General features: G+C 32.0%; 15 protein-coding genes and 1 pseudogene. 3 read left to right on the forward strand and 13 right to left on the reverse strand.

Annotated elements, in window-relative coordinates:
- The first annotated feature begins 107 nt into the window (after positions 1 to 107).
- Entirely contained in the window at positions 108 to 869 is a 762-nt protein-coding gene (locus HMPREF3134_RS09525; protein ID WP_070442478.1) for a MurR/RpiR family transcriptional regulator, read from the forward strand.
- 189 nt (positions 870 to 1,058) lie between these two features.
- On the opposite strand, the gene HMPREF3134_RS09530 is transcribed toward HMPREF3134_RS09525, so the two are convergent.
- The 8 genes and pseudogenes from HMPREF3134_RS09530 to hutG all read right to left on the reverse strand — a co-directional run bounded on the left by HMPREF3134_RS09530 (position 1,059) and on the right by hutG (position 8,240).
- Positions 1,059 to 1,577: an SRPBCC family protein gene (locus tag HMPREF3134_RS09530; protein WP_053021518.1), complete on the reverse strand. Its 519-nt coding sequence runs from the start codon at positions 1,575 to 1,577 to the stop codon at positions 1,059 to 1,061.
- A gap of 144 nt (positions 1,578 to 1,721) precedes the next feature.
- Entirely contained in the window at positions 1,722 to 3,017 is a 1,296-nt protein-coding gene (locus HMPREF3134_RS09535; RefSeq protein WP_053021397.1) for a Na+/H+ antiporter NhaC family protein, read from the reverse strand.
- 119 nt (positions 3,018 to 3,136) lie between these two features.
- The gene (locus tag HMPREF3134_RS09540; protein ID WP_070442481.1) at positions 3,137 to 3,748 is read right to left on the reverse strand and encodes a flavin reductase family protein; all 612 of its coding nucleotides are present in this window, start codon (positions 3,746 to 3,748) and stop codon (positions 3,137 to 3,139) included.
- A gap of 77 nt (positions 3,749 to 3,825) precedes the next feature.
- Positions 3,826 to 4,706 (reverse strand): annotated as a pseudogene (locus HMPREF3134_RS09545) (SDR family oxidoreductase).
- A gap of 119 nt (positions 4,707 to 4,825) precedes the next feature.
- Positions 4,826 to 5,962, reverse strand: a complete 1,137-nt coding sequence (locus tag HMPREF3134_RS09550) for an amidohydrolase (RefSeq protein ID WP_053025224.1) — start codon at positions 5,960 to 5,962, stop codon at positions 4,826 to 4,828.
- Positions 5,959 to 6,828: a SulP family inorganic anion transporter gene (locus tag HMPREF3134_RS09555; protein WP_306341815.1), complete on the reverse strand. Its 870-nt coding sequence runs from the start codon at positions 6,826 to 6,828 to the stop codon at positions 5,959 to 5,961. The genes HMPREF3134_RS09550 and HMPREF3134_RS09555 overlap by 4 nt, the downstream gene beginning before the upstream one ends.
- Positions 6,829 to 6,869: 41 nt before the next feature.
- A complete protein-coding gene (locus HMPREF3134_RS12685; RefSeq protein ID WP_306341814.1) occupies positions 6,870 to 7,115 on the reverse strand; it encodes a SulP family inorganic anion transporter in 246 nt (81 codons plus the stop codon).
- Between the two features lie 189 nt (positions 7,116 to 7,304).
- Positions 7,305 to 8,240: a formimidoylglutamase gene (gene hutG / locus HMPREF3134_RS09560; protein ID WP_037535874.1), complete on the reverse strand. Its 936-nt coding sequence runs from the start codon at positions 8,238 to 8,240 to the stop codon at positions 7,305 to 7,307.
- A gap of 255 nt (positions 8,241 to 8,495) precedes the next feature.
- Here hutG and HMPREF3134_RS09565 point away from each other — a divergent pair, with 255 nt between their 5' ends.
- Positions 8,496 to 9,587 carry a peptidoglycan release complex CPBP-like subunit SdpC gene (locus HMPREF3134_RS09565; protein ID WP_070442484.1) on the forward strand — a complete coding sequence of 364 codons (1,092 nt, stop codon included), beginning with the start codon at positions 8,496 to 8,498 and terminating at the stop codon, positions 9,585 to 9,587.
- Between the two features lie 88 nt (positions 9,588 to 9,675).
- Here HMPREF3134_RS09565 and HMPREF3134_RS09570 read toward each other — a convergent pair whose 3' ends face one another.
- Positions 9,676 to 10,377 (reverse strand): ribose 5-phosphate isomerase A, encoded by a 702-nt coding sequence (locus tag HMPREF3134_RS09570; protein WP_053021403.1) that lies wholly within the window; start codon positions 10,375 to 10,377, stop codon positions 9,676 to 9,678.
- A 159-nt stretch (positions 10,378 to 10,536) separates the two neighbouring features.
- Between HMPREF3134_RS09570 and HMPREF3134_RS09575 the strand changes: the two genes are divergently transcribed.
- Positions 10,537 to 11,190: an MOSC domain-containing protein gene (locus HMPREF3134_RS09575; protein WP_053021404.1), complete on the forward strand. Its 654-nt coding sequence runs from the start codon at positions 10,537 to 10,539 to the stop codon at positions 11,188 to 11,190.
- 70 nt (positions 11,191 to 11,260) lie between these two features.
- Here HMPREF3134_RS09575 and HMPREF3134_RS09580 read toward each other — a convergent pair whose 3' ends face one another.
- From HMPREF3134_RS09580 to HMPREF3134_RS09595, 4 genes are all read right to left on the reverse strand, one after another.
- Positions 11,261 to 12,271: an aldose epimerase family protein gene (locus HMPREF3134_RS09580; protein WP_070442487.1), complete on the reverse strand. Its 1,011-nt coding sequence runs from the start codon at positions 12,269 to 12,271 to the stop codon at positions 11,261 to 11,263.
- A gap of 30 nt (positions 12,272 to 12,301) precedes the next feature.
- Positions 12,302 to 12,628, reverse strand: a complete 327-nt coding sequence (locus tag HMPREF3134_RS09585) for a YnfA family protein (RefSeq protein ID WP_011275042.1) — start codon at positions 12,626 to 12,628, stop codon at positions 12,302 to 12,304.
- Positions 12,629 to 12,830: 202 nt separating this feature from the next.
- Positions 12,831 to 13,580 (reverse strand): hypothetical protein, encoded by a 750-nt coding sequence (locus HMPREF3134_RS09590; protein ID WP_053021406.1) that lies wholly within the window; start codon positions 13,578 to 13,580, stop codon positions 12,831 to 12,833.
- Positions 13,573 to 13,770, reverse strand: a complete 198-nt coding sequence (locus HMPREF3134_RS09595; protein ID WP_037535858.1) for a helix-turn-helix transcriptional regulator — start codon at positions 13,768 to 13,770, stop codon at positions 13,573 to 13,575. Before HMPREF3134_RS09595 ends, HMPREF3134_RS09590 begins: the two co-directional genes overlap by 8 nt.
- Positions 13,771 to 13,907: the final 137 nt, after the last annotated feature.

Raw genomic sequence — 13,907 nt, forward strand, 5'->3', positions numbered from 1 at the left:
CGCTTACACTTATACAATGACATTGACCGATTTTGAAATAATTTTGTATAATCAGTTTATGTTTTCTATACATGAAAATATTTTCAGGAAGAATAAGAGGTGTCTTTGTGCTACTAGATGAAAAAGTAAATGCCAATTTTGACAAGTTAAATGATAATGACCTACAAATTGCACACTTTGTAAACACGCACGTAAATCAATGTAAAACTTTGAAGATACACGAACTTTCACAATACACTCATGCATCTAACGCTACCATTCATAGATTTACACGAAAGTTAGGATTTGATGGTTATAGTGACTTTAAATCCTATTTAAAATTTGAAAGTGAACATTTAAGTCAACTACCTAAAGATTCAATGGATGCTTTTAAACAAGAAATAGAGACAACATTTAGCTATTTAGCTCGTATTGATTATAATTTGATTACCGATAAACTTAACCAGGCGTCTACCGTCTACTTATATGGTACTGGTCGTGCACAGAAAAATGTTGCGGACGAAGCTCAGCGAATATTATTAACGATGCATAAAAATATTATCGTGTTACATGACGTTCATGAGTTGAAAATGGTACTGAATCGTTCTATTGATGAAGATTTATTCTTTATTATTTCTCTATCTGGTGAGAGTCACCAACTCACAGACGTTACAAATCTACTTCAATTACGCCAAAAATATTTTATTTCAGTTACAACAATGAAAGATAATTCATTAGCCCAAAAAGCGAGCTATAATGTTTATGTATCAAGTAATACTTTCTATTTATACGATGATACAGACTATTCAAGTTTTATTAGTTATCATATCTTCTTTGAAACATTAATCAGAAAATATAATGAACGTAAAGAGAAAGGTGAACTCAGTTAATCTTTATCACAACTAAATAGCGGTACTGATTAATTATTAACACATCAAAACCCCAACAAGGAGATTGTCTTTGTAAACTGTCCTTGTTGGGGTATCCACCCTAGTAAGAATGACTAGATATTTGGTAATATTGATATCAAATTTTCTCAGTTTAGACTGCTACGTGAATTCACGCAAAGTCCTAAGTTTTTATTTTAATAGATTATTGTCTTCTACATATTGTTCAAGTATTTGATGCATTTTATCAAACATCAATTCTAAACCGTGAACAGTAGAATCGTGATATTCCTTTTTCTTTTGTTTATATTCTAATGTTGTTAAGCGTCGTTCACGTTCAACTAATGACTGATAAAAGAAAAACATTTGTGTGCCACCGTTTTCACGCTCTTCAAATTCAACTTCAATGACATCCTCTTGATTACTTAATTCAGGCATACCAATTGTCATTTTTATATACTCATTGTCAACGAGTTCTTGATACGTACCTTGAATAATATTTTGTCGTCCATTACGTGAATCAACTATGCGATATGAGCCACCTTCAGTCATATCTACATCAATTGACTTATTCGTACGTTGAGATGTCATAAACCACTGTTTTAATAAGTCAGCATCCGTCCAAGCTTGATATACTAATTCTGGTGAGTATTTTAATAAACGTTCGATATGAATTTCAACATGTTCATTCTCAACATTATACTTTGCCACTTGTTTCACCTACTTTCACTCTTATATCTATTTTAACGCATTTCAATACAGTTCCAAACTTTGAACTATTAAAATGTTTTATTATTTTAATTTTTCTTATTAAACATGCTAATTATAAGTCTATTATTGTTATTTGTCTTTACTTTAAGATTTAGCTTTAACACGAGGGTATCTTAATATAATAGCTATAATACCGCATATCCCTAATAAAAATGAATAAATGCAGTAAGGCATTACACTAAATGGTGATATACTTGCAACGCCAGCTGCAGCTATCACTTGTGGGCTATAAGGTAAAAAGCCTTGAAAGCACCCTGCAAATATATCTAATAAACTTGCAGATTTACGTGGATCAACACCATATTCATCTGCAATATTTTTTGCTAATGGACCTGACATAATAATTGAAATTGTATTATTAGCTGTTGCAATGTCAGCTGCGCTCACTAAACCAGCAATACCAAATTCAGCACCACGTTTAGTTGTAACTTTAGAACGAACAAAATTTAATAACCATTCAATTCCACCATTATGCTGAATAATTCCAACTAAACCACCAATTAACACTGCTATGATTGCAATATCTTCCATACCTATAATACCCTGTGATACTGCATTTAGTAATCCTTTCCAACCAAAAGAACCATCAAATAAGCCAATAGTACCAGATAATAACGTACCACCGATTAACACAATGATTACATTTACCCCTACGAGTGCTAATACTAATACTAGTACATAAGGGATTACCTTAATTAAATTATAGTCATAGCTTTTAGAGTGATCTATTGAGATACCGTTAGTAAGGAAGAATAAGACAATAATTGTTAATATTGCTCCAGGTAGTACAATCCAAAAATTCACTTTAAATTTATCTTTCATTCTTGTTTTTTGAGTTCGAACAGCAGCTATGGTAGTATCTGAAATCATCGATAAATTATCGCCAAACATAGCACCACCTACAACAGTACCCATTGCTAACGCTGCTGGAATATCAGTTGCCTGTGCAAATCCAAATCCAACAGGTGCTAATGCAGCAACTGTACCTACAGAGGTACCCATTGAAATTGACACAAACATACAAATTACAAATAATCCAACGATGATTAAATTTTGAGGTATCAATGATAAACCTAAATTTACTGTTGATTCAACACCACCCATTTTTTCAGTGGTAGTTGAGAAAGCACCAGCCAATATAAATATAAATACCATTAAAATGATATTGGAATGACCTGCTCCTTTTGTAAACACTTCAACTTTGTTAGCAAATGTTTCTTTCCTATTCATTATTAAAGCAACAATAACAGTAATCATGATAGCTACATTTAAAGGCATATTAGTGAAATCACCTGTAATGGTACCTACACCTAAAAACAATGCAATAAATAATACTAATGGAAGTAACGCCCATGCATTGCCCTTTCTTTGTTCCTCCATACTAAACCTACTTTCCTTTTTAAAAATAATTTTATTATTAAAGTTACAAGATTACTGTCATAACGTCAATAAAGTTTTATGAAAATTACATATTAAAGCTATAGATAATGTCTTAATCATCAATTAGTTGGACGCTCAATTGTAAATTGCTCACCTAATTTAGCGTAATCATTACCTGCTAAACGGGCTACTGGTTTTAATTGTTTCGCATCAATTTTACTATCACCAAAATACACATCATCTTGTATGTGGTACTTAACAATTTTTCCAATAATTAAATCAGCACCATCATCTTCAGAGCCTAATAAAATCATTTGTTCAAGTTGACATTCAAATCTAATTTTAGCTTCTTTTATAGCTGGAATATCAATCACATCAGATGAGATGGTATTGAGTTCTGTTAAATCAAGTTCATTATCTTTAGGATTGATAGATGCAGCGGTCTTATTAATTTCCTCAACATTATCTTCATCTGTAACATGCACAACAAATGATTGGACGTTTTCTATATTAATTGCCGTATCTTTACGCTTTCCTCCTGCTCTCTGTGCCGAAATAGCAATCATAGGTGGCGCATTATTAACTATATTAAAAAAACTAAATGGCGCAGCATTTACATGTCCTTCGATATCAGAAGATGTAACAAATGTTATTGGCCTTGGTATGATTGAACCATTTAATAGTTTATAATTTTGGATATCTGATAGTTGATTAGGATCAATGTGTTTCACTGTAATCCACTCCTTTCAATACAAAAACGCAAGAGTCTTTATTGAAACCCTTGCGTTGGATTTATACTTTGAGATATTTAATTGATTTGGATGCCACCTGTGAGCCAAAAACTTGACCAGTCGTATAACTTGAATCCTCTGAAGCAAGTAATACATATGTGCCTGAAAGCTCTACAGGTTGACCGGCTCTACCTAATGGCGTATCTTGACCAAATTGAGGAATCGCTGATTGTGGTTGACCACCTGTTATTTGAAGTGGAGACCAAAATGGACCAGGTGCTACACAATTAACGCGAATACCCTGCTCCCCTAATTGCTCAGAGAAACTTTTTGTTAATGAAATAATCGCTGCTTTTGATGCTGCATAATCATGAATCAATGGATTTGGATTATAACCTTGAACGGATGATGTTGTAGTGATTGACGCACCAGGTTGTAAATAATCCAATGCTTTTTGAACTGTCCAGAATACTGGATATACGTTTGTTTCAAACGTTTCTTTAAAAGATTGTGTATCGAACTCTTCTAATTTATCGTGATACTGTTGATAGCCTGCTACTAATGTCACATTGTCTAAACCACCTAATTCTTTATACGCTTGTTCAACTAAATCATAGTTAAATTGTTCATCACGAATATCTCCAGGTATTAATATAGCTTTACGTCCTGCTTTTTCAATGACAGCTTTAACTTCTTGAGCATCTTGTTCTTCACTTGGAAGATAGTTAATTGCAACGTCTGCCCCTTCTTTGGCATATGCAATCGCTGCTGCACGTCCTATTGCTGAGTCTCCCCCTGTTACAAGCATTTTATAATCTAACAATCGGTTATGACCTTCATACGATGTTTCACCACAGTCAGGTTGTGGTGTTAGTTCAGATTGAAGTCCAGGTAGTTCTTGTTCTTGTTTTTCATAATCAGATGTTTTAAATTTTGTTCTTGGATCTTGTGCACCCATTATTTACTCATCTCCTAAAACATGTTTAGTGTCTGTTTACCCGTTCATCATGCTTTTTAAATCACATTTCAAAAATTGTAATATAGCTACACAAATCAAACTCTTAAATGAAACATTGATTATTCATTAAATGCTGTGTCGTCAAGCAATTGATAAATCAACGTTATAAAGTACTCAGGAACTTTCTCAAGTATACGCTCATCTGGATCAAACTTTGGATGATGTAAATCGTATTTACTATTAGAACCAATAAACGCAAATACCCCTGGATGGTTAGCTAGTAAACCAGAAAAATCTTCGCCAATAGTATAGGGTGTCTCTAATTCTATGATTTGATAACCTACTTTTTGAGCAGCTTTCTTAGCTTGGTCAGTTAAGTATTCATCATTAAAAACTGTTCCTGGCAGCTTAGTATATATAACTTCTATATCGACATTGAACAATGTCTCTAATCCTTTAGCAATTTCTTTAAATCGTTGTTCTATATAATTTTGAACCTCTGGCTTAAATGATCGCACTGTACCTTGGACATATGCTTGGTCAGCAATCACATTCCATGTATTCCCAGACGATACTTCTCCAATAGTTACTACAGCACTATCAAAAGCTGATATATTTCGACTTACAATCGTTTGTAAACTTGTTATTAATTGACCAAGTACCATGACTGGATCATTACCTTGTTCTGGCTTAGCAGCATGTGCACCTTTACCGTGAATTTTAAATTCAAAACGGTCTACTGCCGAAGTAATTGGTCCAGATTTAATTGCAAATTCTCCAATATTTAAAGTTGGATAATTATGGAAACCTAATATCGCTTTAACATCGTCTAATACATCTGTCTCTGCAATCGCTTTGGCACCATATCCCGTTTCTTCTGCAGGTTGAAATATAAATTTCACGCGACCTTTAAGTTTATCTTCTTGTTCTTTTAAATTTGTAGCAATAGCTAGAATACTTGCCATATGAATATCATGACCACACGCATGCATCACACCTTCATTTGTTGAGGTGAATTCATGTTCAACTTGCTCTGTAATTGGTAAAGCATCTATGTCTGTACGAACAGCAATACAAGGTTCACCATGTCCTATTTCAGCTATAAGCCCTGTTTCTAAAGGATAATCTATTATTTTTATATCATAAGTTTGTAATATACGTTTTAATCGCTTAGTTGTTTCATATTCTTTCTGAGATACTTCAGGAAATTTGTGAAATGTTCGTCTCCATTTAACAAAATCATTGTAAGTTGTCATAGCGATGGTCTTCCTTTCTTTGTAAAAATAAAGTGAACGACATAATAAATAAGTGTGCCTATAACGACACCTATAACTAAATTGTGTGACATTAATATTAAAATAATCGTTATGAACATTACGATACTATGCTTTATAGGTGCTTCTTTTAAATGTTTAAACATACGTCTATCAAATGTATTCATTGATATTGTAATTAATACCGAAGCCAATACTGCCATAGGAATAAAACCTACAATCGTACCTAAAATAACGACGCATGAGAGAAGAAATAATCCTGTAACGAATGTGGCTAATCGCGTAGTAGCACCCATTTTAAAATTAAATTTTGATTGACCTACTAAGGCGCTTAAACCATATCCACCTAATAACCCGACAAACAAATTAGCTAACCCTTGACCAATAACTTCTCGGTCTTTATTGGAGTGACTTTGTGTAATTACATCCATCATTTCATTTGTAAGATTTGTTTGTACTACGCAAATAATAGACATGGTTAATGCATATAAAGTAATAATACTTAATGCATGTATGTTTAAAAGTTCTGTATAAACAGAAATTTTAGGAAAGGTAAGTCGAATTTCTGCTAAATCGTGGACTAATTGAACATTCGGTTTAAGAAAATAACTTGCTAAAGTCACGACGCTTATAGCTATAAGCGGAGCTGGCATAAATCGAATAAATGTTGAAGATAAATAAGTCGCAGTAGTTATACCAAAAATATATTTTATTTGCGTTGTAAGTAATAGAATGCCCAATACATTCATAAATCCAATAACAACAGTATCTGGAATATGATTAAGGATCTTATCTATGTGACACATGTCAAAAATAATTAGAATGATGCCCATTATAAACGTGGCCATAATTAAGTAATGAATATTGTATTGTTCTACTAGTGGTGCACCTACGCACCTACTATCGAAATACCACTACTTGGTCCAGACACCATACTTATTCGTTCTCCAAGAAAGCTAATGAATAACATCATTAATCCACAACTCATTAACCCTATCGTAGTACTGATATGAACAATAAACGAGAAGGCTATAGCTACAGGGAGTAGTGCTAAACCCATTAAGATACCTGCCATTATATTTTGCGAAATATCTCCAAGCCATTGCTGCTTATAACTTAACCGCTTCATCACCATCCATTACCTCCCTAATTATTTATATCGTAACATAATTGTCAAACTTTTCTATCAATTAAAAGTAATTAAAAAAGTAGAACAGAATTCAACGCGAATTCAACGTTCTACTCATTCATGTTTGAATTTAATTTTAAAGGTTATCGTTATCTTCTAATTTCAGAGTCATATACGACAATTTAATTCTACTTTTTAAACTAGGAAATGGTGAATTAAATTCGCCGCTAACTTTGACGTACGATTATCAACATCATAGTCTGGGTTAGTTTCTGCAATACTAATTGATGATACCTTATCGCTTAATATTACACGCTTACTTATTTCAAATACGGAATGAGGATATAATCCTAATACACTAGGTGAACTTACACCAGGCGCAAACGCACTATCAATAACATCCATACATATGGTAAACATAATCGTATCATGGTCATGAATAAATCTTTCTATTTTATCTTTAATGGTCGGTGACACTTGATGTAAAAGTTCGTCCGCATACACATAAATAATATTATTATCTTTTGCATAATCATATAACGCACGTGTATTACCACCTTGAGCCAAGCCTAAAACTAGATAATCGACATTTTCATCATTATCTAAAATTTCTCGGAACATAGTGCCGGATGTAGGTGGCTCATCAGGACGTGTGTCAAAATGAGCATCAATATTGATAATTCCAATTGAAGCATCTGAATAGACTTCTCTAGTAGCCAAATATTGTGCATATGCAATATCATGACCACCTCCAATTAAAAAAGCCTGTTTATGTTGCTTAATAACTTTAGCAGACAATTGTGCCATCTCTTGTTGCGTTTCTCTAAGATGATTACTTGTATGTTCAACATTACCGTAATCAATCAACATTTCGCACTCACTTAAATCTGGAAGTTTCGCGAATTCATGTTTTATGATATCTGGTCCCTTTCTTGATCCGATTCTACCTTTATTATTTTCAACACCTTTATCAACGGCATATCCTAAGAGACCAACACCTGTCTTATCACTTACGTTTTCCATATTTTCCAAATTAGCGAACTTTACTGTTTGAAAATGTCTAAACTGTTTAGGATCTGTTTCACTATCCAAACGACCAGTCCATAGTTTTGGATTACCCTGTGTATACATTATATTGCCCCCTATTTATTTACTCTATAGCATTATCTTACATCATAACGAGATTTATCATTACCATTTGTTTATATTTATGATTACCCTTTTCAAATTAATTTAAGACATTAAAAATTGTTTTCAATCATATAAAAATAATTCAAGACTATTACATTTTAATGATATTTAAAATGGACAATTTATTTATGGCCTTGTAATATGTATAATATTAAAGAAAAAGTTTTTACGGTTACCCTAATGGAGGTTACATAAATGAAGACGAATCGTATATCAGGATTTCAATGGGCGTTAACTATCTTCGTATTCTTCGTTGTCACGATGGCGCTATCATTAATCCTACGAGATTTTCAAGCATCAGTAGGTATTAAACGTTTTGTATTTGATATTACTGATCTTGCACCGTTTATCGCAGCAATTGTTTGTATTATTGCATTTAAAGATAAACGTACTCAATTAGCTGGATTAAAATTTTCAGTTGATATTAGAGTCATTGAACGTATATTACTAGCATTGATTTTACCGCTAGTTATTTTCATGATTGGCATGTTTAGTTTTAACACATTTGCCGATAGTTTTATTTTATTACAAGCAACTGATTTATCTGTATCAGTTCCTACAATTATTATTGGTCATATTTTAATGGCATTTTTTGCGGAGTTTGGATTCCGTTCTTATTTACAAAATATTGTAGAAAATAAAGTTAATACATTTTTCGCTTCAATCATTGTCGGTTTAATTTATTCTATATGGGCTGCTAATACGACATATGGAATGGAATATGCGGGATACCATTTCCTTTATACTTTCATGTTCTCAATTATTATTGGTGAACTCATACGTGCAACTAAAGGACGTACGATATATATCGCTCTCGTATTCCATGCAACAATGTCATTTGCACAAGTATTTTTATTTAGTGAAGAAACTGGCGACCTATTCTCAATGAAAGTTATCGCATTAAGTACGACGTTAGTGGGCATTGTCTTTATCATTTTAAGTTTAATTATTAGATTTATTGTTTATAAAACAACTAATCGTTCACTTGATGATGTTGAACCTAATAATTATTTAGACCATATGAATGATGACGATACATCTACTTCAAATAAAACAAAGTCTGAAGATCATGAACTTAACGATAAAAAAGACAGCTTCACTGAGAGTCAACTTAATGAAGATCATGTTGAACATAAATCACAGTCTGAGAATCAAACTGATTCTTCAAATGAAAAACTTAAAGACAACACATCTTATAAAGAAGATAGACGTTCATCTGTAGTTGATGATGCTAAGGATGAAATAGATCAAATGAGTGATACATCTAGTCATAAAACTGAGAAGTAAAGCTTATATTACGCCTTCTTTTGAAGGCTAAGTGCACATACAAATAGCCAGAAAATGAATTTTTCTAAGTTCATTTTCTGGCTTATTTTTATTTATTTAAGTTAGATTTTTTTATGAATTTAACGCCATTTTGTGTACCTACTATAACTTGATCAGTTATATTTAAAAAATATCCAGTTTCTATGACACCTGTTAGATGAATTAAATACTCATGAAATTGATATGGGTCAATCTGTTTATTTAACTGACAATCTAAAATGTAATTGCCATTATCCGTTATAAATGGAACATCATCACTCATTCGACGTTCGGTAATAACATCATCATAAGCTTCAATTTTTTTAGCGATATGGAACCAATTGAACTTATCTACCTCTACTGGCAGTTTGAAACTTTCACCTAAGTAATTTACGAGCTTGCTTTCATCTACTAAAACTACAAAACGATGAGCCATTTCATCTATTACTTTTTCGCGAAATAGCGCTCCACCACCGCCTTTAATTAAATTGAGATTAGCATCCACTTCATCAGCACCATCAATTGCTAAATCAACATGACCAACATCATTGATATCAACAACATTAATATCTAGTTTTTTTGCAATAAATGCACTTTTATTAGAAGTACACACGCCAGTAATATTTAATTGTTCTTTGTGAATTCTTTCAGCGAGCTTTGGAATAAGCAATTCAATGGTACTACCCGTTCCAATTCCTAGCACCATATCATCTTCAATTTGAGCTACAGCATCATCTACTGTCATGATTTTAAGTTCTTTAGAATCTTTCATTTAACTGTGACCCCTTTTCAAATATACTCACTCATTATTTTACATGACGATCATACAAATACCTAGTTCAATATTGGAAATTATTTTATCATTTGTCTTATGTTTTAATTATTAATATAATATAATTTTTCTTAACACCTTAACTAAGGGGGCATAAATATGATTTCAGTATGTGCAATTTCAGTAGGACAAATTAAACAATTAGATTACGGTCAAAAGAGAGAAATGTTGTCTGCTTTGAATAAATCTCCTATTTCTGAAACAATGTGGTTATCAAGAACTGGATTTGTTGAAGATGAACAGGCATATAAAGACCATGGTGGTCCACATAAAGCAGTATGCTGTTTTAGCAAATCTCATTATCAAATGTATAGAAATGATTTAAATACGCTTCCTGATTACGCAATGTTTGGTGAAAATTTAACTTTGGAAAATTTAGATGAATCAGACGTGTTCTTTGGAAATCAATATCGTTTAGGTGAAGCAATTTTAGAGGTATCTGAAATAAGAGAACCTTGTTGGAAAATTCAAACAAAGTACGGTATAAAAGACTTAGTTAAAAGAATGTCTACTAGTGGAAAAACAGGCTTCTATTTTCGAGTGTTACAAGAAGGATATGTAGCTCAAGATGATGATTTAGAATTAATTCAGTTGGCAGATGAAGCAACTCGACTTTCTGTACAAGAGCTTAATGATATTTACTATAATGATCGTAAAAATTTATCTCGACTGAAGTATGCGCTACAAAATCCATATTTATCTGAAATGCGTTTAGCTAAATTACAAAAGTTATATGATAATGCAATGAAATAAATTCTATTTAGCATAGGATAAAGCGGGTAAATCATAATGACGATGTACCCGCTTTGATGCTTTTTTAATTTTATTTTTCTGATATATGATAAGTTGTTTTAGAATAAAAATGCTCGTTAGGTTTTAAAATAGAGTTTGCTTTATTACCATACAAATTAATATCATTAGGTAAAAATTGTGTTTCTAGAGATATACCTGAGTGTGCTTTATAAATATTAAAATCACTATCCCAATCTTTCGTATCATTAAATGTATAAATGACAACGTTCGGCATAGATGATGTAACATCTAATTGAAACTCATCATTTTCAATGAAGAATTGTTGATTTCCAACATCAAAAGGGTGATCTAATCCATTTCTAGAACCAATTTGCTCTTTAAGTAGTTCATTATCAGAATTAAAAATATCACTAAAAGATATACTATTTGTTTTAAAGATAGCTAACAAATCAATTGAATTAGTATTCTCAATAAGGTTGTTTCGATCAATTGGATACATATTTAATTGCTCACTCTTAATTTTATGATTATATATAACATTATTGTCTCTATTCAAATTAAAATAAACATGATTAGTTGGATTAAATAATGTATCTTGATTTGTCTGTGCTTCATATTCTACTGTCCAACGGTGTTCGACGTCATAAGTATGTATCACTTTAATAGTCATATCCCCTGGATACCCATCTTCCATTGACTTTAGTTGAACTGTAAAAGTAACCTTAATATTCGTGATATTATCTTGAATGTCGTAATTAAAAAGTCTTTTATCTAAACCATTACTACCACCATGAAGGTGATGTACATTATTATTAGCTTCTAATTGATATTCCTCATCGTTCAAATGAAATTTGGCATTTCCAATACGTCCAGCATAACGACCGATAGTAGCACCAAAATGATACGGATTTGATGGATAAAACTCATCCGCTTCAACTCTATTTCCTAATACAACGTTGTTATCATGGTACTTCCATGATACGATGCGTGCACCGAAATTTGTGAACACAATATTGGTTTCATCGTTGTCAATTTTAATTAAGTCAATACCATGTCTTTGCTTTTCTACTTCAACTATCATTACTTACGTCTCCCTCTTAAACACGCTTAATCAGGTTCTGCTCGGTAATATCATAACGCATACACCAATAATACAGATGCATGCTCCAATTAAATCGTACTTATCAGGTGCTTGTTTATCGACAATATATGCCCAAATTAAACTCATTACAATAAACACGCCACCATAAGCAGCATAAACACGACCGAAAGTTGGAAACGACTGGAACGTTGCAATGACACCATACATCATTAATATAACGCCACCTATAAATCCCAACCAACTTGATTGTCCTTCCCTTAACCACAACCAAATTAGATAGCCACCACCAATTTCACAGAGACCTGCTAATAAAAAGATAAAGATTGAATAGAGCATTGAAATGACCTCCAACTTGTAATAAAGTTATCCTCATTGTATCAATGCAATGATACCTTTATCTATTTAAATTTTAAGCACTGACTTTTTCACATACATATTGTTACACTTTTTTTATTAATATTCCATAGATTTTATATAAATTAAAAAATGAAAACGCTATCTATTAAAATTTTTAATAGACAGCGTTTGCGTAACACTTTTATTCATGAAGTGTGCTGCGAATTTGTTTGTTTTTAAGTTTGAGAATCAATAATTCAACGACAATGAATATGGTTGTAATAAAAGCAACCAATGGCATTTGTTGCATGATTAATTCGATGAATATATCAATGATACACATAATAGTTAATCCGATTGTTATCCAAATAAAATTAGTCGCATGTACTTTTAATATGACTAATTTCTGTTGTTCATCTGCATATCTATAATTTGGGATTAAATTTATTACACCTTTAGGTGACGCACCACAATTCTCTATGGTAGGTGTATCCATTTCTGTATATTTAATTCGCTTATCATCAAACATACATAATGCAACAACTACACCTACTCCTAAAATAAGCCAACTCGGTTCAAACACCCATTCATAGTTACTTGTATGATTAATGTTCGGTGTTACTATGTTAGCGATGAGAACCAAATAAACTATCCACAGAATAAGATAAACAATTCTTTTTAATTTAGAATGACGATTTAGTTTTGATTTATCGCTAAAGTCATGTACATAAATATGAATATCATCAACTGTTTCTGAATGAATTGTTAATTTACAAACAATAACAATTAAAAGTAATAAACTACCGATAAAAAATGGTGAAAGAAATTGCCGTTGCAAGTCGTTAAACATTGCAAAAGCAATGATAGCACATAAGAAATTTAAACTTAAAATGCCAAGTTTAGCTTGCAATGTAATTTTTTCTACTTGCAAAGCTTCATCATTTTTAGTCATTCTCTACCTCCCAGAATAAATCATTCAAAGTAACACCTAGCGTCTTAGCTATATTAATACATAATTTTAATGACGGATTATACTTATCATTCTCTATCATGTTAATGGTTTGACGTGATACTCCAACTGATCGTGCAAGTTCTAATTGCGAAATCTTCTTTGCACCACGATAAACTTTGACTTTATTCATATCTCCACACTTCTTTCAACATCCCATATTATTCATCATAACGATATAATGCCAATATCGTCAAATATATATGACACTTATATTTAAGTCTTTAAATTCTTGGTTAATTTCAATTATAATTGCAATCATAGTATATT

The sequence above is a fragment of the Staphylococcus sp. HMSC14D10 genome (assembly GCF_001808125.1).
GTDB classification, from domain to species: Bacteria; Bacillota; Bacilli; order Staphylococcales; family Staphylococcaceae; genus Staphylococcus; species Staphylococcus haemolyticus.